The following is a 21560-nucleotide window of genomic DNA, read 5'->3' on the forward strand; positions in this document are numbered from 1 at the left end:
GCGGGTCAGCGCAACGCGTACTCCAGGATGTGTCGTTCGTAGTCGAGCAGCCGCAGGTCCCGCATCGGCCGGCGGAGATGGCCCTTGTGCACGATCCGGACGAACGCCGGATCTCCGGCGGCGGCCATCCGCCGGATCCCCTCCACATGGTCAACGACCCGCTTACGGATGGTCCGGACCAGCCGGTGCCGGTCGCGGGGGATCAGCCCGTACGCGTCGGCGAACAGCCGTAGCCGGCGCGGCCGGTCCGGTTGCCGCCAGCCCAGCGTGTAGGAGTCCCGGTCGGAGAAGAGCGGCACCCAGGTCCACGCGGCGTACGCGACGTCGTAGATCCGCGCCCCCGGCGACGCCAGGTCGAAGTCGATCAGGGCGAGGGTGCCGTCCGGACGCCAGATGACGTTGTGCGGGGCCGCGTCGTGGTGGCAGATCACCTCGGTGTCCGGCGGCGGCGGGCCGAACGAACGCCAGACCGCGCTACGCGGCGGATTGAACCCGTACTGGGCGTCGTGGAACATCCGCAACATCGTCGCGACGGTGACCAGCGCCTCGTCGCTTACCCAGTGCGGCGCCAGCGGATACTCGCCGCACTCCCCCTCGACGTAGGAGAGGACCTCGCGGTTGCGTTCGTCCATGCCGAGGGCCCGGGGCGAGCCGGTGAACCCGACGTACTCCAGATGCCGCAGCAGCGCGTGCACCGAGGGGGTCCACGGGCCGACGTTGCGCCGGACGGTGTCTCCGACCCGCACCACGGTGCTGACGTTGCCGCCACGCAGTGGGATTTCCTGCTGGGTCACGTACGGTCTCCCGAGACGTGGCTCCTGATTGCGGTACGTCACCCGAGGCTACGCATCCATCTCACGTGGATCGGCGCCCATCAGGGCGTCGACGAACTGCGCCGGATCGAACGGGGCGAGGTCGTCCGGACCTTCCCCGAGACCGACCAGTTTGACCGGAATGCCGAGTTTGCGCTGCACCGCAATGACGATACCGCCCTTGGCTGTGCCGTCGAGTTTGGTCAGCACCACCCCGGTCACCTCCACCGCCTCAGTGAACACCCGGGCCTGCTCCAACCCATTCTGCCCGGTGGTGGCATCCAGCACGAGCAGTGTCTCGTGCACCGGACCATGCTTGCTCACCACCCGCTTGACCTTGCCGAGCTCGTCCATCAGGCCGATCTTGTTCTGCAACCGACCGGCGGTGTCGATCAGCACCGCGTCGACCTTGGTGTCGATGCCCCGCTTCACCGCGTCGAAGGCGACGCTGGCCGGGTCCGCGCCCTCCGGGCCGCGGACCACCTCGGCCCCGACCCGGGAGGCCCAGGTGGTCAGCTGATCGGCGGCGGCGGCGCGGAACGTGTCGGCGGCACCCAGCAGCACGGTACGGCCGTCGGCGACCAGCACCCGGGCGATCTTGCCGCAGGTGGTGGTCTTGCCGGCCCCGTTGACCCCGACGACCAGCACCACGCTCGGCTCGCCGCCGGTGTTCAACGCCCGGTCGAGCTGCGGGTCCAGCGCGGCGACCAGCTCCTCGGTGAGCAGCGTACGCAGTTCGGTGGCGCTGCGGGTGCCGAGGACCCGGGTACGCTCCCGCAGCCGGTCGACGATCTCCCGGGTCGGCTCGATGCCGACGTCCGCCGTGATCAGGCTCTCCTCGATCTCCTCCCAGACCTCCTCGTCCAGCCGGTCCCGGGAGAGCAGGTTCAGCAGCCCCTTGCCGAGCAGGCCCTGCGACCGGGACAGCCGGGTCCGCAGCCGGACCAGCCGCCCGGCCGTGGGCTCCGGACGTTCCAGGGTCGGCGGGGCCGGTGCCACCGGCTCCGCGGGTGCCTGCTCCGGTTCGGCCGGTGGCGCGACCGGACGGTCCTCGACCGCGATGCCGACCGGACGCTCGCCGTCGGCGTCGGTCGGTGGGCGCTCCTGCGGCTGCTCGCCGCCGAGCGGGGTCGGCGGCGCGGGCGGCAGCGGAGGCTGCCGGCGCAACCGGGGCACCACCAGCCCCAGACCGGCGAGCAGCAGCACACCGAGCAGGATCGCGGCAAGGACGAGGTAATCCATGCGGAAATCCTGACAGATGGCCGCGACCGCGTCCCGCCCACCGCACCCATCGGTGACACCCGCCCCCCGGTACAGTGTCGCCGGCCGGCGACCACACCCCTACCACCCGCGTCGCCGGCCGGCGACCACACCCCACAGGAACAGGTCGGGGAACTGGGTGACGGGCCTGCATGCGGGGTACAAAAGAGGCCGTCCCGCGTCCCTGGCGAAAGGTCGACCATGTCTGCACACCAGCCCGGCAGGGACCACCGGTGACCGACGGCACAACCGCCGGTGGACCGGACCCGCAGCTCCGACCGGCGGCCGGCCCCCGGCTACTGATCGGGCCGTTGCTGCGGCGGGTGGTCGGCGGGCAGGCCACCGTCTGGGTGGAGACCGACGCCCCGGCCACGGTACGGGTCGCGACGACGGGCACGGCGGGCGGTTCGGCCCGCACCTTCAGCGCGTTCGGGCACCACTACGCGCTCGTGGTGGTCGACGGGCTGGCCCCCGGCTCCAGCCACCGCTACGAGGTCTTCCTCGACGACCGGCGGGTCTGGCCGGAGCCGGACTCGCCGTACCCGGGCAGTGTGATCCGGACCCGGCGGGCCGACGACGACGCCCAGCCGGTGCGGCTGATCTTCGGATCCTGCCGGGAGACCACCCAGCACTCCACCGCCCGACGGTTGCCGCCGGACGCGCTCGACGCGTACGCCCGGCGGCTGGCCGGCCTGGACCCGGCCGGCGGCGACTGGCCCGACCTGCTGCTCCTGCTCGGCGATCAGGTGTACGCCGACGAGACGTCGCCGGTGATCCGACGGTTCCTGCGGCGGCGGCGGCGACATCGTGGGCTGCCGCCCGGTGCCCCAGCCGACCAGGTGGTCAGTTTCCCCGAGTACACCCGGCTGTACCTGGAGTCGTGGCGGGACCCGGAGATCCGCTGGTTGCTGTCGACCGTCCCCAGCGTGATGATCTTCGACGACCACGAGGTGATCGACGACTGGAACACCTCGGCCGCCTGGCGGGCGCGGATGCGCGGCGAGCCCTGGTGGCCGGAGCGGATCAGCAGCGGACTCGCCTCCTACTGGGTCTACCAGCACCTGGGCAACCTGGCCCCGGACGAGGTCGCCGCCGACCCGGTGTTCCGGGCGGTCACCGCCGCCGACGACGCCACCGATGTGCTGCGCGAATTCGGCGCCCGGGTGGACGCCGAGGCGGACGTCGCGCACGACCCGCAGCGCTGGTCGCAGGTGCAGTACCAGTGGAGCTTCTCGCTGGACGTCGGCCGGACCCGGGTGATCGTGCTGGACAACCGGTGCAGCCGGGTACTGCGGCCGGGGGCACGCAGCATGTTGCCAGCCGGTGAGTGGGCCTGGTTCACCGATCGGGCCCACGGCCGCTACGACCATCTGGTGGTCGGCGCGTCGCTGCCCTGGCTGATGCCGCCCGGCATCCACCACCTCGAGTCGTGGAACGAACGGCTGGCCGAGTCGCCCCGGCGGTGGGTCGCGGCGTCGTCGGAGTGGCTGCGCCAGGTCCTGGACCTGGAGCACTGGGCCGCGTTCCGGCGCTCCTTCGACGACCTCGGGCAGTTGTTCGCCCGGGTCGGTGCCGGGCCAGGTCACCCGCCGCCGGCCTCGATCAGCATGCTCTCCGGCGACGTGCACCACTCGTACGTGGCGCGGGCCGCGCTGCCTGGGCAGGTTCGCACCCCGGTGCACCAGCTCACCTGCTCACCGATCCACAACCAGGTGCCGGCGCTGATGCGGCCGTTGATGCGGTTGGGCTGGTGGCGGGGGCCGACGGCGGCGCTGCGGGCGCTGGCCCGCTCCGCCGGACTGCCGAGGCCGTCGGTGCGCTGGCGCAAACTGGACGGTCCGTACTTCGGCAACGCGGTCAGTACGCTGCTGCACAACGGCGCGACGGCCGAGGTGACGCTGGAGGGCACAACGGCCGACGGCGCGCTGCGTGAGGTGGCCCGCCGCCAGCTCACCGATCCGACGGTGCAGCCGGCGCCTCGGCCTCCTCAGCAGGCTGCGGGGCTTCCGCAGTAGGCGTTGGCGGCTCCGGCACGGTCGGACCAGCCGACTCGTCGGCCGACTTGAGCCGCTGGCTGATCACCTGGGTGACACCGTTGCGCATGGTGACGCCGTACAGTGCGTCGGCGACCTCCATGGTCCGCTTCTGGTGGGTGATGATGATCAGCTGGCTGCGGTCCCGCAGCTGGGCCATCAGGGTGATCAACCGGCCGAGGTTGACGTCGTCCAGCGCCGCCTCCACCTCGTCCATGATGTAGAACGGGCTGGGCCGGGCCCGGAAGATGGCTACCAGCATGGCGACGGCGGTCAGCGACCGCTCCCCGCCGGACAGCAGCGACAGCCGCTTGATCTTCTTGCCCGGTGGCCGGGCCTCCACCTCCACCCCGGTGGTCAGCAGGTCGTCCGGGTCGGTGAGCACCAGCCGTCCCTCGCCACCCGGGAACAGCACGGTGAACACCTGCTCGAACTCGCGGGCCGTGTCGGCGTACGCGCTGGAGAAAACCTCGAGGATCCGGTCGTCCACGTCCGCGACGACGGTGAGCAGGTCCTTGCGGGTCGCCTTCAGGTCCTCCAACTGGTCGGAGAGGAACTTGTACCGCTCCTCCAGCGCGGCGAACTCCTCCAACGCCAGCGGGTTGACCTTGCCGAGCAGGGCCAGCTCCCGTTCCGCCTTCGCCGACCGCTTCTCCTGGGTGGCCCGGTCGAACGGCACCGGCTGCGGTTCCGGTTTGCCCTCGGCGGCGGCCGCCGCCAGTTGGGCCTGGGTGGGCGGCACCGGCTGGTGCGGGCCGTACTCGACGAGCAGGGTCTCCACGTCCAGCGAGAAGTCCTCGGCCGCCTTCGCCTCCAGCTGCTCGATGCGCAGCCGCTGCTCGGCGCGGGCCACCTCGTCGCGGTGCACCGCGCTGGTCAGCCGCTCCAGCTCAGCCCCGAGACGCTTGGCCGCGCCGCGTACCTCCTGCAGCTCGGCCTCCCGCGCGGCGCGGGCGCTGGCGATCTCGTCACGGGCGGCGGCCGCGTCGACCATCGAGTCGGCCAGCCTGGTCAGCGCGAACCGGGCCCCGGCGGTGACCGCGCGGGCGATCTGCGCGCCCCGGGCCCGGGCGGCCCGGCGGGCGGCGGCGCGTTCCCGCGCGGCCCGCTCGGCCGCCGCCTGCCGCAGCAGTGAGTCCGCCCGGCCGGCGATCGACGATACCCGCTCCTCGGCGGTGCGGACGGCGAGTCGGACCTCCATCTCGTTCTGCCGGGCACCGGGCAGCATCGCGGCGAGGGAGTCCCGTTCGGCGGTCGACGGCTCCTCGTCGATCGGGGTCGCCTCGGCCAGCCGGAGCCGCTCCTCCAGCTCCTCCAGCGTGGCCAAGTCTCGGTCCCGGGACTCGGCGGCCTTGTCCCGGGAGGCGCCGAGCCGCTCCGCCTCGGCCCGTGCCGACCTGGCCGCAGCGCCGAGTTCGGCGAGCCGGCGAGCGGCGGCGTTACGCTGCCCCTCCGCCTGCCGCCGGTCGGCGGCGGCCTGCGCGACCTGCTCCTTGAGGCCGGCCGCCGCCTCCCGCGCGGTGTCGAGCTGCCCGCGCAGCTCGGCGACGGTGGCTTCGGCGGTGAGCCGGTTGCTGCGGGCCTCCTCGACCGCCGCCTGTACCTCGATGAAGCTGGGGGCCTTGGCGGATCCGCCGGCGGCGGCGTAAGCGCCGACGATGTCGCCGTCCGGGGTGACCGCCCGCAGCTGCGGATGGTCGGCGGCGGCCGCAGTGGCCGCCGCGAGGTCGCCGACCAGGATCACGTCCCGCAGCGCCCGGTGCAGTGCCGGCCGGAGCTCGTCGGGGCAGCTGACCACGTCCGGTGCCCAGGTCGCCCCGGGCGGCAGGGCCGGCCGCAGGGTGTCCGGCGAGCCGATCATCCCCGGCCCGGCGGGCCCGGCGACCAGCAGGCTGGCCCGACCGGAGTCCTGGATCTTGAGCAGCCGCATCGCCTCGGCCGCCTCGTCGACGCCGGTGACCGCCACCGCGTCGGCGAGACCGCCCAGCGCGGCGGCCAGCGCCGCCTCGTGTCCGGGCGCGACGGTGAGCAGGCCGGCCAGGCTGCCCAGCAGGCCGGGCACCTGGTCGGCCCGGGCTAGCAGCGCGCCGGCACCGTCGCCCCTGCGCAACCCCATCGCCAGCGCGTCCTCCCGCGCCTGCCAGGTGGCGGCCTCCTTCTCCGCCCTCCGCTCGGCGTCGGACAGCTGCCGTACCTGCGCGGCGGCCGCGTCGTGTGCGGCGACCGCCTCGGCGTACCGGGCGTCCAGGTCGGCGTTGTCCCGGTCCGCCTCGGTGGACAGTTCGGTGGCCGCGTCCAGGTCCTGCTGGGCCTGGTCAGCGCGGGCCTGCGCATCGGCGTGCGCGGCGGTGAGCCGGGATATCTCGTCAGCGGCGCTGGAGGTACGGGCCCGCGCGGAGTTGACCTGTCCGGTCAACCGGGCCAGCCCTTCCCGCCGGTCGGCGATCGCCTTGGCAGCGGCGACCAGCGCCCGCTCGGCCTGGGCCAGCTGCGTCTCCAGCTGTTGGCGGCCCTCCACTGCCTCGGCGAGACGGATCTGGTCCTCGGTCAGCGCGGCCCGCAGCTCCTCCTCCTGCTCACGGACCCGGTGCGCCTCGTCGGTGAGCTGGTCCGGGTCACGCCCGGGTCGCTCGTCGTCCGGCATCCCCGACAGGTGCCGCAGCCGTTCCCCGGCCAGCTGCTCGGTCGACCGGAAGCGTTCCTGCAGGGCGGCGAGCTTGTACCAGGTGTCCTGGGCGGCGGCGAGCAGCGGCGCGTCCTCGGCCAGCGCCGACTCCAGTTCGGCCAGCCGGGACTGCACCTCGGTGTGTTCGGACTCCACCTCGGTGCGTCGGTGCCGCAGCGCCGTCTCGTCGGCGATCTCCTTGTCGAGGGTGGTCCGCAGGGTGGTCAGGTCGTCGGCGAGCAGCCGCAGCCGGGCGTCGCGCAGATCGGCCTGGATCCCGGCGGCCCGGCGGGCCACCTCGGCCTGCCGGCCCAGCGGTTTGAGCTGGCGGCGCAGCTCGCCGGTCAGGTCGGTCAGCCGATCCAGGTTGGTCTGCATCGCGGTCAGCTTGCGCAGCGCCTTTTCCTTGCGCTTGCGGTGTTTCAGCACGCCGGCGGCCTCTTCGATGAAGGCCCGCCGGTCCTCCGGCTTGGCGTGCAGTACGGCGTCGAGCTGACCCTGGCCGACGATGACGTGCATCTCCCGGCCGATGCCGGAGTCGGAGAGCAGTTCCTGGATGTCGAGCAGCCGGCAGTGGTTGCCGTTGATTTCGTACTCGCTCTCACCGGAGCGGAACATCCGGCGCGTGATCGACACCTCGGTGTACTCGATCGGCAACGCACCGTCGGTGTTGTCGATGGTCAACGTGACCTCGGCCCGGCCCAGCGGGGCCCGACCGGCGGTGCCGGCGAAGATGACGTCCTCCATCTTGCCGCCCCGCAGCGCCTTCGCGCCCTGCTCGCCGAGGACCCAGGCGATGGCGTCGACGACGTTGGACTTGCCGGAGCCGTTCGGGCCGACCACGCAGGTGATCCCGGGCTCCAGCTTCAGGGTGGTGGCGGAGGCGAAGGACTTGAAGCCCTTCACCGTCAGACTCTTGAGATGCACGGTCCGATTCCTCGTCCGACGGGTCGCCGTGCGGCCGTCAGTGCTGGTCAGTACGGCACAGGCTAACCCGTCGGTCGGACGGGCACCGGATCCGACGCGGCTGGGACACCGTGGCCGGGGCCCGGACCGGGCCGCAGACGGACGGACGTGAACGGGGCAACGGACGGGGCCGGACAAAAAGCTGCGCGCCGGCACTTGAGTGTCGGCGCGCGGGGTGCGTGCGATCAGCGGTACGTACGGTCACTGGCGGCGGGCGCCGGCCTGCACCGGCGCCCGTGGAGATCAGGTGAGCGCAGGCTCGGGGATCCGCAGCAGGTCGTCGCTTTCGGCGACCGCTGCGGCGAGCCGGTCGTTCTCCGCCCGCAGTCGGGTGATCTCGAACTCCAGTGCCTGTACAGTGGCACGCAATCGGGTGACCTCGTCGAGCAGGCGCCGGTCGGGTGCTGCACCAACGTGGCCGTAGAGGGCCTTCGCCATTTCGTCTCCTTGTAATGCGCTGCCGGAAAGGCCGGCCAACGCGCGCCCGTGAACCCTCACGTCGGTCAACCCCCGGGCATGCGGGGGCGCGACTGGGCGCGACTGGCGACACCCCCATGGTCCGCCGAAGTCGCCGCTTCGTCAAGTTCCACCAGACGTGGATCCCCACCTCCTTCACGAATCTATCGCCCAAAAGGTACGAAGAGCGGTGGTTTAGCGGCACAGATCACAGTGTCAACGGCAGAACCTCAGCCGGACAGCTGTCCGCCTTATCTCTTCCTTAGCGGCATCGCCGGTTTGTCTTAGCAGCGTTGCCGGGCGCGACCGGACGCCTTAGCGTCGCACCCGGCACAGCGCCCCGGTCCCACCGGACGCGGCCCGTTGGGCCGACCACCCACCTGCGGAGGCAACGACCTTGTACCGGCGCAACGACCGGGTCGATGGATCCATCCCCGGCGATCCGACGCCGCCCGCTGGCCACACCGCATTCGGTGATGCCGGCTGGGACACCGACCGGTTCGGACAGAGTTCCTGGCGTGGCCACCTCGACGCCGGCTGGCGACCCGGCCCTTCGTCGGCCGACGAGTACTCCGGCCTGGCGACGGCCGACGATTACCCGACCGCCGGCCGGTTCCCCGGCGACGGCGGTTACGACCTCGGCAGTTACGGCGGCGGCGGTCACCCGGCGTACGACGGCGTGGACCACGGCGGCTACCCCGCCGACCCGACCGGACAGCTCCCCGGCGGGGCGGAACACCACCCGCAGCCGTACGGCCTCCCCACCGACGACGGGTACGACACCCACCTGACCGCCCGCCCGGACGGGCCGGGGTACGTCGACGGACCGGGGTACGCCGACGGACCGGGGTACGCCGGGGCTCCGCACGGACACGACGGGGCCGGCCGCGACACCCGGCACGACGAGACCGAGACGCACCGGTACAGCGTGCTGCGAGACCTGGCCGACGGACCCGGCGAGGCCAACGGCTGGCCCGGTGGTGACGACGGCTGGGCCAGCGGCGACGATCGCTGGACCGACGACGACCGGGGTCCGCGTGAGGTCCCGACCGACACCGGGTCGCTGACCCGCGTCGCCCGTCGGCGGCGGTCCGACGCGCGCGACGACTCCGACCCGGAGGTTGCCGACGGCCGACGGCGCCGGCTCGCCGTCGGGCCGGTCACCCTGGCCACGCTGGTCGTCGTGCTGCTGGTGGCGATCGGTGGCGGCGGCGCGATGCTACGCGCCGGGTTCGGCGACGACTCAACCGATGGCACCGACGACACCGTCGTGGCAACGGATGTCGATCCGGTCACCGACCCACTCACCGAACAGTCCGCTGGTACGGAGGACCCGCAGATCGGCGAGCCGGAGGTGCTCGACGCCGAACTCGGTGCCGCCCCGACCCCGGCTGTGAGCCCCGCACCGCCACCGCCGACCTCGGCTGCCCCGAGCCCACGCCGTAGCGCCGCCGCCCCGGAAAGCTCCCGTCCGGAGCGCACGACCGCCGCGCCGGCGAAGACCAGCGCCGCGCCGCAGCAGACCGCCACCGGGGACACCAGCCGGCAGCAGCAGGTCCTGGCGCTGGTCAACGCGGCGCGCGACGACAACGGGTGCGGCGCGGTGACAATCAACGACCAGTTGACCGAGGCGGCCCGGTTGCACAGCGAGGACCAGGCAACCAACAACGACATGTCGCACGAAGGCAGCGACGGCAGCGACCCGTGGGAACGCGCCAAGCGGGCCGGCTACGAGCAGGCGATCGGCGAGAACGTGGCGGCCGGCTACCCCACCGCCGAGGCGGTCATGGAGGGCTGGTTGAACAGCCCGGGCCACCGGGCCAACATCCTCAACTGCGACGCGGTCGCCATGGGGGTCGGCACGGCCACCTCGTCGAACGGGACCCTCTACTGGACGCAGATGTTCGGGTCGGCGCGCTGAGCTGACGTCGGTCAGCGGCGAACGGCCCGCGGCCTAGGTTGGCAGCGCGGGCAGCTGAACGACGACCGGTTCATGAACGACTCCCGGCGGATCAGCGCCCCGCACCGGGCGCAGGGCTGATCCTCCCGCCCGTACACATTGAGTGACCGGTCGAAGTAGCCGCTCTCGCCGTTGACGTTGACGTAGAGCGCGTCGAAACTGGTGCCGCCCTCGGTAACTGCCGCCCGCAGCACGTCCCGTACGTGTGCCAGCAGCCTGGTGACCGTCGCGGCCGGCAGCCGGTCGGTCGGTCGGGTGCCGTGCAGGCCGGCCCGCCACAGCGCCTCGTCGGCATAGATGTTGCCGATCCCGGAGATCAGCGACTGGTCAAGCAGTGCCCGCTTGATCTCGGTGCGACGTCGGCGTACCGCTGCGACGAACGCAGTGTCGGAGAAGTCCGGGTCGAGCGGATCCCTGGCGATGTGCGCGATCTCGGCCGGTAACTCGGCGCCACCGGCCGACACAGCGAGCCCGCCGAACGTCCGCTGGTCGACGAAGCGCAGCTGCGGGTCGCCGTCGACGAACCGGAAACGGACCCGCAGGTGCGTCTCGTCCGGGGCGTGGGCCGGCTGCAGCAGCAGCTGTCCGGACATGCCGAGATGGCCGACCACCGCGTCGCCGCTGTCCAGCGGCAGCCACAGGTACTTGCCACGGCGGCGTACGTCGATGATCTGCCGGCCGGCGAGTACGGCGGCGAAGTGCACCGGGCCGGGCAGGTGCCGGCGAATCGCCCGGGGATGGCGCACCTCCACGGTGTCCAGCCGCCGGCCGATCACCCAGCCAGCCAGCCCTTGCCGGACCGTCTCGACCTCGGGCAGCTCTGGCATGACATGCCTTTCTCCGACCGGTGCCGGTGGTGTTCTCGTGCTCAGACCTGGGCGGACGGGCTGGCCGGCGGCCCGTCCTCGGGCTCCGGCGGACCGGCAGCGACCTCGCCCGGCGGACCGGCGTCGGCGTCGGAAGCCGGACCCGGCTGGTCAACGGCCGCTGCGGTGCCGGCGACCGCGGTGGAGTCCACCATCTGCGCGGAAAGGGTACGCCACGCGGCTTCGGCGGCCCGCTGCTCAGCCTCCTTCTTGCTGCGGCCTTCGGCCCCGCCGTAGCGCTGTCCGGCGACCACCACCCAGGCGGTGAAGGTCTTTGCGTGGTCCGGACCGGCGTCGTCGATGCGGTACTCGGGTACGCCCAGCCCGAGGGTCGCGGTCAGCTCCTGCAGGCTGGTCTTCCAGTCCAGCCCGGCGCCCCGGCTCGCGGAGTCCGCCATCAACGGGTCGAACAGCCGGCGGATCACGATTGACGCGGTGTCCAGCCCGTACTGCAGGTAGATCGCACCGAGTAGCGCCTCCAGGGTGTCGGCCAGGATGCTCGCCTTGTCCCGCCCGCCGGTGCTCTCCTCCCCCTTGCCGAGCAGCAGGTACGGGCCAAGCCCCTGCGGGCCGAGAGACCGGGCCACCTCGGCGAGCGCCCGCATGTTGACCACGCTGGCCCGAAGCTTGGCCAGTTGCCCTTCCGGCAGGTCGGGGTGGCTGTGAAACAGCGCCGAGGTGATCACCACGCCGAGCACCGAGTCGCCGAGGAACTCCAACCGCTCGTTGGTGGGCAGACCGCCGTTCTCGTACGCGTACGACCGGTGGGTCAACGCCCGTTCCAGCAGATCCGGTTCGAACGCCACACCGAACGCGGCCTCCAGGTGCGCAACCGGCGGACGACGGGACTGGTTGTTACTCATGGCGATACCTCGTCCTGTTCTGCGATCAGCCGGGTGATGTCATCGAGCATCCGGGCGAGAGTCGAGGTCACCCGGCCACGGTGCAGTCCGGCGGCGAGGGTGATACCGGTGGCGATGTCGGCACCGGTGGCGGCACCGTGGCAGACGACCACCGTCCCGGCGACGCCGAGCAGGGCCGCCGCCCGGGGCGCGACCCGGCCCGGTTCCGGGCCGCCGGCCATCGCGTACGCACCTTCGATGCCCTTGAGCAGCACGTTCCCGGTGAAGCCGTCGGTGATTACCACGTCGATGCCGTCGCCGAGCATGACGTCGTGTCCTTCGACCAAGCCGACATACCGGCCGTCGGCGGGCAGGGTGAGGCTCCGCAGCAGAGTGTCGGCGGTACGCCGGACCCGGTCGCCCTTGCCTGGCTCGGCGCCGATCGAGAGCAGTCCGACCCGGGGCCGGTCCAGGCCGAGCCGCACGGCACCGTATGCGGCCCCGAACAGGGCGTGCTGGGTCAGGGTGGCCGGGCGCGCCTCTACTGTGGCGCCGACGTCGAGCAGCACCACCGGGCCGGCGACCGCCGGGAGGGTGACGACCAGGGCGGGCCGGCGTACGGTCGGCCACCGGCCGAGACCGAGCGCGGCGGCGGTGACGATCGCGCCGCTGGACCCAGCGGAGATGAACGCGTCGGCCGCGCCGTCGGCGACGGCGGCCATGCCGGCCCGGATCGATTCGTCGGCCCGGCCGGTGACAGAACCCGCGGCGGTGACGGAAAGCTCGCCGGTGTCGGCCGCCGCGCGGACGGTGTCACCCGTCGGCCGTACGGTGATCCGGCTCCGCTGCTCGTCGGGCAGCGCGGCGCGAACGTCGTCCGCCGCATCCGGCGGGCCGACGAGCAGGAGCTGGAGATCGGGATCGGCGCGGCAGGCGCGCAGAGCGCCGTCAACCACGACGGCGGGTGCCCCATCCCCGCCGAGGAGGTCGACGGCGATCCGCGAGGTGCCGGTCCCGGAGTCAGCGCCGGCCGGTGCCGACCGACCGGCCGGCTCCTGGGACGAGGCACCCGGCGTTCGCCGGGAGATCCGCGCCGCCCGGTCGAAGACCGGCGGCGTCACGACGACCGGATCAGACCTCGATGACCTGGCGGCCGTTGTAGGTGCCGCAGACGGTGCACGCGGTGTGCGGCAGCTTCGCGGACTTGCACTGCGGGCACTCGACGGTCACCACCGGCGTGGTCTTCCACTGGGACCGGCGGGAACGGGTGTTGCTGCGGGACATCCGGCGCTTGGGAACGGCCACGGTTCTTACTCCTCTTGGCGGGTCAGTTGCGACAGGCCGGCCCACCTCGGGTCGACCTGTTGGTGGTTGTGGTCGTCCGGCAGCTCGTCCCAGTGCACCCCGCAGTCGGGGCACAGCCCAGGGCAGTCGCTGCGGCACAGCGGGGTGGTCGGCAGTGCAAGCACCACCGCGTCCCGCAGTGCCGGCTCCAGGTCGATCAGATCGCCCTGCAACCGGCCCACCTCGTCGATGTCGGCCGTCTCGTCCGTGGTGCTGTTCTCGTATGCGTACAGCTCCTGGATCGGGACGGTCAGCGACTCGCTGATCGAGCGCAGGCACCGCCCGCACTCGCCGGAGACCGGTCCGGAGACCGTCCCGGAAACGAGCACCCCTTCGGAGACCGACTCGAGCCGTAGATCGAGGCTCAGGTCGGCACCTTCCGGTACGCCGTTCAGCTCCAGCCCGAGGTCCGCCGGCGCGGGCACCACCCGGCTCACCGTACGCAACGCGCCAGGGCGACGCGGCAGTTCCCGGGTGTCGAGAACCAGCGGCGACCTGGGGTTGAGTGTCTTCGACGAGTGATTGCGCATAGTTGGACTCCGGCCTGGTAGAGGCCGACAAAACAGGTTACCCGAGCAGCGGCGACGGCGTCGAACCGGGGCACCGGTCAGTCAGAAGGGCAGCGGGCGTTCGTTCTCCTCACCGGAGAAGGTACCGATCTCCCGCAACGCGTGCATCTTGTCCCGGCCACGCTCTATCGAAGCCAGCGCCCGGGTAAGGAACTGTTCGAAGTTGGCCAACGCGGTGTCGACGTAGTCGTCGACCTCGGCGCGCAGCCGCTGCGCCTCGGCGCGGGCCTCGGCGACGATCCGCGCACCCTCGTGCTCGGCGGAGACGGTGATCTCGTTCACCGACACCAGCCGGGCATGCTCGGCCTCGCCCTCACTGATGATGCGGTCCGCCTCGCGCTTGCCGGCGTCCATGATCTTGTCGCGTTCCTCCAGCAGCGCCGCCGCCCGGCGCAGGTCGGCGGGGAGCTCGGCCCGGAACTGGTCCAGGACACCGATCATCTCGGCCCGGTCGATCATGCAGTTGTTCCGGGACATCGGCACGGCCCGCGCGGTCTCCACCATCGCGATGATCTCGTCGATGCGGTCGAATGGATCCACCGGCATCTCACTCCCTGTTGTCGGAGGGTCGACCCACCATGATGGCAAGGCCGGGCCAGAACGTCATCATCCCAACTGCCGGACCGGTCGGCGCTCCATCATGATGCGACCCAGGACGACATGTGGTCCATCCCACCCCGAGTTCGGGCGCGTCGCGACGCGCCGGGCGGTTCATCGCGGCTCGGTCGGCCCGCCCGGAGCTGCCGGGCCAGCCCGGTTCACACCTGCTGGGTCGGCGGCGCGGTGACCCGGGCGAGCAGCCGGTCGTGGACCGCCTCGGGCAGGTGGGCCGAGACGTCACCGCCCCACTTGGCGACCTCCTTGACCAGGCTGGAAGAGAGGAACGAGTAGAGCGGGTTGGTCGGCATGAACAGCGTCTCCACCCCGGCCAGGCCAATGTTCATCTGTGCCATCTGCAGTTCGTAGTCGAAGTCGCTGACCGCCCGCAGGCCTTTGACCACGACGGCCGCCTCCTGAGCACGGCAGAAATCCACCAGTAGGCCACGGAACGAAGCGACCCGAACGTTGCGGTACGACCCGGTTACTTCGCGGAGCATCGATATTCGCTCGTCGATGGTGAACAGGCCAGCCTTGGACTGGTTGATCAGGACACCCACGATGACCTCGTCGAACAGCCGGCTGGCCCGGCCGATGATGTCGAGATGTCCGTTGGTGACCGGATCGAAAGAGCCGGGGCACACCGCTCGTCTCATGATCGCCGACCGTACCAAAGCATGGTCTCGCCGTAACGCCGCCCGCGCTCGGCAGTGACGCCTTCCACCCAGGTCAACGCCGGTCCCCGGGCGGACCGCTCGATCACCACGACGGCGTACGGGGCGAGCCAGCCGCCGCCGACGAGACTGTCCAGGGCGGTCCGGAGTTCGGTGTCGGTCACCGCGTACGGCGGGTCGGCGAAGACCACGTCGTAGCCGCCGCCGTCCGGCGGCGTGGCCAGCGCGGTCGCGACCTTGGCAGTGATCAGCCGCGCACCGGTGCCAGCTCCCAGCGCGGCGATGTTCGCCCGCACGGTACGGGCGGCCCGCGTGTCGGACTCGACCAGCAGGACGTGTTCGGCGCCCCGGGACAGCGCCTCCAGACCCACCGCGCCGCTGCCCGCGTAGAGATCGGCGAACCGCGCCCCGACCAGGTCGGTCATCGTGCCGAGGGTGCTGAACAGTGCCTCACGGACCCGGTCGGAGGTGGGCCGGGTGTTCGCGCCAGGCGGTGTGGCGATCCGCCGGCCGCCGAGCCGGCCGGAGATGATCCGGGTCATCGGCGGCGGACCCCCACGGCGGCCGGTGCACTCATCCCCGGCACGCTACGCGATCAGCCGAACCGGTCGAATGCCGACCCGGACGGCTTAATCCGCCCTCGTGTGACCAGGTGCGTCTGTTGTTGCAAAGAGACACCCGAGTGGGCAACAACCACTCGGAAAGCGGACGGCAAACACGTTGCGTCTATGAAATATCTCGGAACGACAACATCATCCTTAGCCGGACCTGTGGGGCACCCTGTCAGTTCAGGAACAGCTAAGGTCAGGCGCTGTGCCGGTGGGACAACGCCGGACACGACGCACGACGCGGGTCGTTGTCGCACCAATCATCGACTGCACCTCACCAGTCAGGTTGCGCACGGCCGCGCCGGGCCCCTGAACCCCTCACTCGGGAGTACCTGTGAACCGTCTGAAGTCTCCGCTTCGGCGCGCCTTGGCCATCGCGGCCGGCGCGACGATCGGCGTGGTCGGCGCGGTGGCCCTCGCCACCCCTGCCAGCGCGCACCACCCCATCCCGGTCGGCCTGCCGGTCTGCAAGACGGCAGACGGCGACTGGAAGATCGTCTGGAAGGTCTGGAACAGCGAGCGGGACCTCGCCGCGACGCTGACCGAGGTCTCGACCGACCCGGCGGAGACCGAGATCACCGGTGGAATCTTCGTCGGCGCGGAACTGCCCACCGGCCGCGACGGCATTCGCGGTGAGCAGATGATCCCGTCCGAGATCACCAAGGTGTCCCTGACGGTGACCGCCGAGTGGCTCCGCGTCCGCCCCCGGAAGACCGAGGTCGTCACGCAGACCGTCACCAGCATTCCGGTGAAGAAGCCGAAGCGGCTGAGGCTGCTGCCGATGTGTGCCGAGCCGACTCCGAGCCCGACCGTCGACCCGACGACCGAGCCGACCACCGAGCCGACGACCGAGCCGACCGTGCAGCCGAGCGTCGAACCGACCGTGCAGCCGAGCGTCGAACCGAGCCCGACCGCGCCGGTCACGCCGGAGCCAACCGAGCCGCCGGCGGTGGAGCCCAGCGAGCCCGAGCGCATCATCGAGTCCACCTGCGACCAGCTGATCTTCACGATCAACAATCCGGAGGACGGCGAGACCATCACCGTCGACTTCGTACCGAACGAGGGCGACACCCGCACCGTCACCGTCGGCCCCGGTGAGTCGGGCGTGGCCGAGTTCGACGCGTTCGAGGGCCTTGCGGTCACCTTGGTCGTCGAGGGCTTCGAGGACGAGTCCGAGGCCTTCGCCTGGGAGCTGCCGGAGGACTGTGACACCGGTGGCGAGGGCGGCGGTTCCCTGCCGGTCACCGGTGCCGCCGCTGGCGGTCTCGCCGCTGGCGCCATCGCGCTGCTGGCCATCGGTGGCGTGCTGTTCTACCTGGCGCGTCGTCGGCGGGTCACCTTCACCGCCTGAGTCAGCCACCCTGGGTCGTGACTGACTGACAAGTCATCCCCCCGCACCACCCCTGGAAGGGCGTCGACGATCCCCCCGGTCGGCGCCCTTCCGCCTGTCCGGCCGCAGCCGTACCCCGGTCCGCCGCAGCCGCTCCCGGCCGTGATTTCAGCCCTTCTCCAGGTACTCGGCGCGTTCGGCGTCGACCAGGGTGCCGACGGATGCCGCCAGCGCCGGATGCCGGGTCAGCTCCGGATCGTCGTCGAGCAGGTCGATCGCCTCGGCCCGGGCCTGCCCGATCAGGTCGGCGTCGCGCAGCAGCGACAACAGCCGCAGATGGGACCGGCGACCCGACTGGGTCGCGCCCAGCACGTCACCTTCGCGGCGCTGCTCCAGATCCAGCTCGGCCAGGCGGAACCCGTCGGTGGTCGACGCGACCGCGTCCAGCCGCTCGCGGGCCGGCGTGCCCTCGGCGGCGTCGGTGACCAGCAGGCACAGCCCGGCCGCCGAGCCCCGACCAACCCGGCCGCGCAGCTGATGCAGCTGCGACACCCCGAACCGGTCGGCGTCCAGCACGATCATCACGGTGGCGTTCGGCACGTTCACCCCCACCTCGACCACCGTCGTGGCGACCAGCACGTCGACGTCACCGGCGGCGAAGGAGCGCATCACCGCGTCCTTGGCGTCGGCCGGCAGCCGACCGTGCAGCACCTCGATCCGCAGCCCGTGCAGCGGCCCGTCGGCGAGCAGCGGCGCCACCTCGGTCACCGCCAGCGGCGGCCGCCGCGCCCCGGGATCGTCGCCGTCGCCGGAGGGCTCCTCGTCGGCGCCGGTTCCGGTCGCGTCACCGATGCGCGGGCAGACCACGTACGCCTGATGGCCGGCGGCCACCTCCTCGCGTACCCGCCGCCAGGCCCGCTCCAGGAAGGCCGGCTTCTCCGCCGCCGGCACCACGTGCGAGACGATCGGCGACCGGCCGCCGGGCAGCTGGGTGAGCGCGGACACCTCCAGGTCGCCGTACACGGTCATGGCGACCGTCCGCGGGATCGGGGTGGCGGTCATCACCAGCACGTGCGGCGGCTGCTCGGCCTTGGCCCGCAACGAGTCGCGCTGCTCCACCCCGAACCGGTGCTGCTCGTCGACGACGACCAGGCCTAGGTCGGCGAAGTCGACGCCCTCGTACAGCAGGGCGTGGGTGCCGATCACGATGCCGGCCCGGCCGTCGCGGACCTCGTCGAGGGCGGCCCGGCGGGCCGCCGCGCCCAGCGACCCGGTGACCAGCGTCAACCGGGTGCCGGCCGGGTCGCCGTCCAGCTCACCGGCCCGCCCCAGCGGGCCGAGCAGCTCCTGGATGCCCCGGTGGTGCTGGGCGGCGAGCACCTCGGTCGGGGCGAGCAGCGCCGCCTGCCCGCCGGCGTCGACGACCTGCAGCATCGCCCGCAGCGCGCACACCGTCTTGCCGGAGCCGACCTCGCCCTGCAGCAGCCGGTGCATCGGATGCGCGGTGGCCAGGTCGGCGGCGATCTCCTCGCCGATGCGCCGCTGACCGTCGGTCAGCTCGTACGGCAGGCGGGCGTCGAACGCGGCCAGCAGGCCGGCGTCCGCGCGGGGCCGGGGCCGCGCCGGCCAGTCGGCGGCGCGCAGCTTGCGCTGCACCAACGTCAGCTGTACGGCGAACGCCTCGTCCCACTTGAGCCGCCGCCGGGCCTGGAACAGCTCGGGTTCGTCGGCCGGGCGGTGGATCTGTCGCAGCGCCGGGTGCAGGCCGAGCAGGTTGCGGCTGGCCCGTACCGCCGCCGGCATCGGATCCTCGGGTGGGGTGAGCACGTCCAGCACGGTCCGGACGCAGCGGGCGATCACCCAGGTCGGTACGGCGGCGGCGGCCGGGTAGACCGGGATCAGCGCACCGGCGAACTCCTCCACCGGGTCCTCGGCGGCCACCTCGCCGTCGGCGGCGCCGTCCCCGAGCAGCACGTACTCGGGGCCGTTGAGCTGGCGTACGCCCCGGAACTCGGTCACCTTGCCGGCGAACAGCCCCCAGCGGCCCGGTTTCAGGTCCCGTTCCCGCCACGCCTGGTTGCCGAAGAAGGTCAACGTCAGGGTGCCGCCGGTGCCGTCCTCGACGACCACTTCGAGCAGCTTGCCGCGCCGTTGGCGCATCGGCCGTACGGTGGTCCGCCGCACCTGGCCCAGGACGGTGACCTGCTCCCCCACCTCCAGCGAGCGGATGTCGGTGTGTTCGCCGCGCTGGTCGTAGCGGCGCGGGAAGTGGTAGAGCAGGTCCCCGACGGTGTGCAGGTCGAGGTGGTCGGCCATCGCCTTGGCGGTCTTCGCGCCCAGGTTGACCTTCAGCGGAGTGTCCATCGTGCACGGCTGCGTCATCCGGCCTCCAACAACGGCTGCGTCATTCGATCCCTACCAGCAGCGGGTAGTGCGGCTGCCCGCCGACGAAGGTGTGCACCTCGACGAACGGCCAGCAGCGGGCGACGTGCGCCGCCACCGCCTCGCCCAGGCCGTCCGGTGCCTGCTCGCCGACGATCAAAGTGACAAGTTCACCGCCGCCGCCGAGCAGCTGGTCCAGCAGGTTGTGGCAGGTGCCGGCCAGGTCGGTGCCGATCAGCAGTACCTCCCCCTCGACCAGGGCGAGCACGTCGCCGGGGCGGCAGCGGCCGGCGACGGTGAGCGCTTCCCGGGCGGCGTGGCAGACCTCGGCGTACCGGCAGGCCCCGGCCGCCTCGGCCATCGCGATCACGTCGTCGTCGAAGCGGCGTCGCGGGTCGCGGACGGCGAGCGCGGCGAGGGCCTGCACCGGTGACCGGGTCGGCACGACGGCGACGGTGACGCCGCCGGCCTCGGCCTCCCGGGCGGCGAGGCCGGCGACGGCCTGGGTGTCCGGGTCGTTGGGCAGCACCACCACTTCGGCGGCGCCGGTGCGGCGGATGGCGTCGAGCAGCTCGGCGGTGGACGGGGAGCCGCCGACCACGCCGGCACCCTCACCGGTGAACAGGGCGGCGAGGCCGGTGCCGGCGGCGACCACCACCGCGGCCCGGCCGGCGAGCGGCGGTGCCGGCTGGTCGGCGAACCGGGTGACCGAGATCTGGTACGGGCGGCCGGCGGCGATGCCGGCCTCGATGGCGGCGCCGATGTCGTCGACGTGCACGTGCACGTGCACGTTCCACACCGGATCGTCCCTGTCGTCATCGTCCCCGTCGCCATCCCCTGCGTCGGAGCCGACGACGACCAGCGAGTCGCCGATCTCGGCGAGTGCGGCCCGCATCCGGTCGACCGCCCCGGCCGGCGCTTCGAGCAGGAACTGCACCTCGTAGGCGTACTCCTCGGAGCCGGCCCCGCTGTGGGGGTCGACGGCGCGGCCGGCGCCGCCGGGGTCGGTGGCGCGGCCGACGGGGTTGTCAGTGCTGTCAGGGCTGTCGGCGTTGTCAGGGTTGTCGGTGCTGTCGGTGAGCGGGGTGCCGACCACGGCGGCCAGCGCGTCGAGCAGCAGGCACAGGCCGCGACCGCCGGCGTCGACCACTCCGGCGCGGGCCAGCACCGGCAGTTGGCCGGGGGTCGCGGCGAGGGCGTCGCGGGCGGCCGAGGCGGCGGCCCGTACCACGGTGGCGAGGTCGTCGGAGCCGGTCCGGTCGGCGGCCCGCGCGGCGGCGGCGACCACGGTCAGCACGGTCCCCTCGACCGGGCGGGCGACCGCCGCGTACGCCGCGTCGGTGGCGGCGGTCAACGCCGACGCGAGGGCCCGGCCGCGCACCACGGCGGTGTCGGTGAGCGCGTCGGCCAGCGCTCGCAGGATCTGCGAGACGATCACCCCGGAGTTGCCCCGGGCACCGAGCAGCGCGCCCCGGGCCATCAGCCGCAGCACCCGCCCGTGCGAGGTCTGCTCCCCCTCCGAGGAGTTGTCCAGGTCGAGGGCCAGGGCGTGCTGGGCCGAGGTGAGGGTGAGGACCAGGTTGGTGCCGGTGTCGCCGTCCGGCACCGGGTAGACGTTGAGCGCGTCGATCTCGCCCTGGTGGCGGCGCAGCGCGGCCAGCGAACCCGAACACCACCGGCGCACAGCGGCGGCGTCAAGGGTGTCCAGCACGGCGATGAGCCTACTGGCGCACGCCGACAGCCGCCGTGAAGACGACCCGGGTGCGGCCAGGCGGCCGGCGCGCGGAGACGACGCAGGCGGCCGGGCGGCGGCAGCTTGACGGTCGGGGCAGGGCGATTGGCCGCCCGGGTGGTCGATCGGGTAGCCTGGCCAGGTTGTCTGGGCGTGGTGTGTCCCGGCGACCGGCGACCTGATGAACGACAAATCCCCAGGAGTATCCCGTGGCTAGCGTGTGCGACGTCTGTGGCAAAGGGCCGGGCTTCGGTCACAACGTGCCGTGGTCGAAGAAGAAGACCAACCGCCGTTGGAACCCGAACATCCAGACCGTTCGCACCCCGGCCGGTGGCGGCAACACCCGCAAGGTGAACGCCTGCACCTCCTGCCTCAAGGCCGGCAAGGTGGTCCGGGGCGCCTGACCGCGCCGCCCACGACCTCGACGTTTCAGCAGCCGCCGGACCCGATCGGGTCCGGCGGCT

Annotated in this window: 17 protein-coding genes and 1 pseudogene; 4 read left to right on the forward strand and 14 right to left on the reverse strand. The window is 72.3% G+C overall.

Annotated elements, in window-relative coordinates; all coding sequences use genetic code 11:
- Positions 1-5: 5 nt before the first annotated feature.
- Positions 6-836 carry a phosphotransferase gene (locus tag ACFHWS_RS16480; protein WP_416553102.1) on the reverse strand — a complete coding sequence of 277 codons (831 nt, stop codon included), beginning with the start codon at positions 834-836 and terminating at the stop codon, positions 6-8.
- Positions 837-842: 6 nt separating this feature from the next.
- Positions 843-2054 carry a signal recognition particle-docking protein FtsY gene (gene ftsY, locus ACFHWS_RS16485; RefSeq protein ID WP_416568487.1) on the reverse strand — a complete coding sequence of 404 codons (1212 nt, stop codon included), beginning with the start codon at positions 2052-2054 and terminating at the stop codon, positions 843-845.
- A 251-nt stretch (positions 2055-2305) separates the two neighbouring features.
- Here ftsY and ACFHWS_RS16490 point away from each other — a divergent pair, with 251 nt between their 5' ends.
- Entirely contained in the window at positions 2306-4087 is a 1782-nt protein-coding gene (locus ACFHWS_RS16490) for an alkaline phosphatase D family protein (RefSeq protein WP_416553106.1), read from the forward strand.
- 34 nt (positions 4088-4121) lie between these two features.
- Here ACFHWS_RS16490 and smc read toward each other — a convergent pair.
- Positions 4122-7697 (reverse strand): annotated as a pseudogene (smc, locus tag ACFHWS_RS16495) (chromosome segregation protein SMC); the annotation flags it as partial.
- Positions 7698-7979: 282 nt separating this feature from the next.
- Entirely contained in the window at positions 7980-8174 is a 195-nt protein-coding gene (locus ACFHWS_RS16500) for a hypothetical protein (protein WP_123600485.1), read from the reverse strand.
- A gap of 415 nt (positions 8175-8589) precedes the next feature.
- Between ACFHWS_RS16500 and ACFHWS_RS16505 the strand changes: the two genes are divergently transcribed.
- Complete coding sequence (locus ACFHWS_RS16505) at positions 8590-10113, forward strand: CAP domain-containing protein (protein WP_416568488.1); 1524 nt, start codon at positions 8590-8592, stop codon at positions 10111-10113.
- Between the two features lie 11 nt (positions 10114-10124).
- On the opposite strand, the gene mutM is transcribed toward ACFHWS_RS16505, so the two are convergent.
- The 8 genes from mutM to rsmD all read right to left on the reverse strand — a co-directional run bounded on the left by mutM (position 10125) and on the right by rsmD (position 15586).
- Complete coding sequence (mutM, locus tag ACFHWS_RS16510) at positions 10125-10979, reverse strand: bifunctional DNA-formamidopyrimidine glycosylase/DNA-(apurinic or apyrimidinic site) lyase (protein WP_416553110.1); 855 nt, start codon at positions 10977-10979, stop codon at positions 10125-10127.
- A 41-nt stretch (positions 10980-11020) separates the two neighbouring features.
- Complete coding sequence (gene rnc / locus ACFHWS_RS16515) at positions 11021-11881, reverse strand: ribonuclease III (protein WP_416553112.1); 861 nt, start codon at positions 11879-11881, stop codon at positions 11021-11023.
- Positions 11878-12858: a phosphate acyltransferase PlsX gene (locus ACFHWS_RS16520; RefSeq protein ID WP_416553164.1), complete on the reverse strand. Its 981-nt coding sequence runs from the start codon at positions 12856-12858 to the stop codon at positions 11878-11880. Before ACFHWS_RS16520 ends, rnc begins: the two co-directional genes overlap by 4 nt.
- Before the next feature lie 133 nt (positions 12859-12991).
- Complete coding sequence (rpmF, locus tag ACFHWS_RS16525) at positions 12992-13165, reverse strand: 50S ribosomal protein L32 (protein ID WP_123600480.1); 174 nt, start codon at positions 13163-13165, stop codon at positions 12992-12994.
- A 5-nt stretch (positions 13166-13170) separates the two neighbouring features.
- Positions 13171-13734, reverse strand: a complete 564-nt coding sequence (locus ACFHWS_RS16530; protein WP_416553114.1) for a YceD family protein — start codon at positions 13732-13734, stop codon at positions 13171-13173.
- 81 nt (positions 13735-13815) lie between these two features.
- Positions 13816-14313, reverse strand: a complete 498-nt coding sequence (locus ACFHWS_RS16535; RefSeq protein ID WP_123604406.1) for a hypothetical protein — start codon at positions 14311-14313, stop codon at positions 13816-13818.
- A gap of 218 nt (positions 14314-14531) precedes the next feature.
- Positions 14532-15026, reverse strand: coding sequence for a pantetheine-phosphate adenylyltransferase (gene coaD / locus ACFHWS_RS16540; protein ID WP_278167761.1), 495 nt, complete (start codon positions 15024-15026; stop codon positions 14532-14534).
- A complete protein-coding gene (rsmD, locus tag ACFHWS_RS16545; protein WP_416568489.1) occupies positions 15023-15586 on the reverse strand; it encodes a 16S rRNA (guanine(966)-N(2))-methyltransferase RsmD in 564 nt (187 codons plus the stop codon). Before rsmD ends, coaD begins: the two co-directional genes overlap by 4 nt.
- A gap of 400 nt (positions 15587-15986) precedes the next feature.
- Between rsmD and ACFHWS_RS16550 the strand changes: the two genes are divergently transcribed.
- Positions 15987-17003, forward strand: coding sequence for an LPXTG cell wall anchor domain-containing protein (locus tag ACFHWS_RS16550; RefSeq protein ID WP_416553118.1), 1017 nt, complete (start codon positions 15987-15989; stop codon positions 17001-17003).
- 147 nt (positions 17004-17150) lie between these two features.
- Here the strand turns inward: ACFHWS_RS16550 and recG are convergent, their stop codons facing one another.
- Both recG and ACFHWS_RS16560 read right to left on the reverse strand, forming a co-directional pair.
- On the reverse strand, positions 17151-19364 hold the full coding sequence (recG, locus tag ACFHWS_RS16555; protein ID WP_416568490.1) for an ATP-dependent DNA helicase RecG: 2214 nt from the start codon (positions 19362-19364) through the stop codon (positions 17151-17153).
- Positions 19365-19386: 22 nt separating this feature from the next.
- Positions 19387-21075 (reverse strand): DAK2 domain-containing protein, encoded by a 1689-nt coding sequence (locus ACFHWS_RS16560; protein ID WP_416568491.1) that lies wholly within the window; start codon positions 21073-21075, stop codon positions 19387-19389.
- Positions 21076-21305: 230 nt separating this feature from the next.
- Here ACFHWS_RS16560 and rpmB point away from each other — a divergent pair, with 230 nt between their 5' ends.
- Positions 21306-21500, forward strand: coding sequence for a 50S ribosomal protein L28 (rpmB, locus tag ACFHWS_RS16565; RefSeq protein WP_123600473.1), 195 nt, complete (start codon positions 21306-21308; stop codon positions 21498-21500).
- Positions 21501-21560: the final 60 nt, after the last annotated feature.

The organism is Micromonospora sp. LOL_013 (assembly GCF_048060315.1).
GTDB lineage: Bacteria > Actinomycetota > Actinomycetes > Mycobacteriales > Micromonosporaceae > Micromonospora_E.

Coding starts and splice junctions, on each gene's coding strand:
- recG (WP_416568490.1), bottom strand. CDS start 19,364: ATGACGCAGCCGTGCACGATGGACACTCCGCTGAAGGTCAACCTGGGC.
- ACFHWS_RS16530 (WP_416553114.1), bottom strand. CDS start 13,734: ATGCGCAATCACTCGTCGAAGACACTCAACCCCAGGTCGCCGCTGGTT.
- rsmD (WP_416568489.1), bottom strand. CDS start 15,586: ATGACCCGGATCATCTCCGGCCGGCTCGGCGGCCGGCGGATCGCCACA.
- rnc (WP_416553112.1), bottom strand. CDS start 11,881: ATGAGTAACAACCAGTCCCGTCGTCCGCCGGTTGCGCACCTGGAGGCC.
- coaD (WP_278167761.1), bottom strand. CDS start 15,026: ATGAGACGAGCGGTGTGCCCCGGCTCTTTCGATCCGGTCACCAACGGA.
- mutM (WP_416553110.1), bottom strand. CDS start 10,979: ATGCCAGAGCTGCCCGAGGTCGAGACGGTCCGGCAAGGGCTGGCTGGC.
- ACFHWS_RS16500 (WP_123600485.1), bottom strand. CDS start 8,174: ATGGCGAAGGCCCTCTACGGCCACGTTGGTGCAGCACCCGACCGGCGC.
- ftsY (WP_416568487.1), bottom strand. CDS start 2,054: ATGGATTACCTCGTCCTTGCCGCGATCCTGCTCGGTGTGCTGCTGCTC.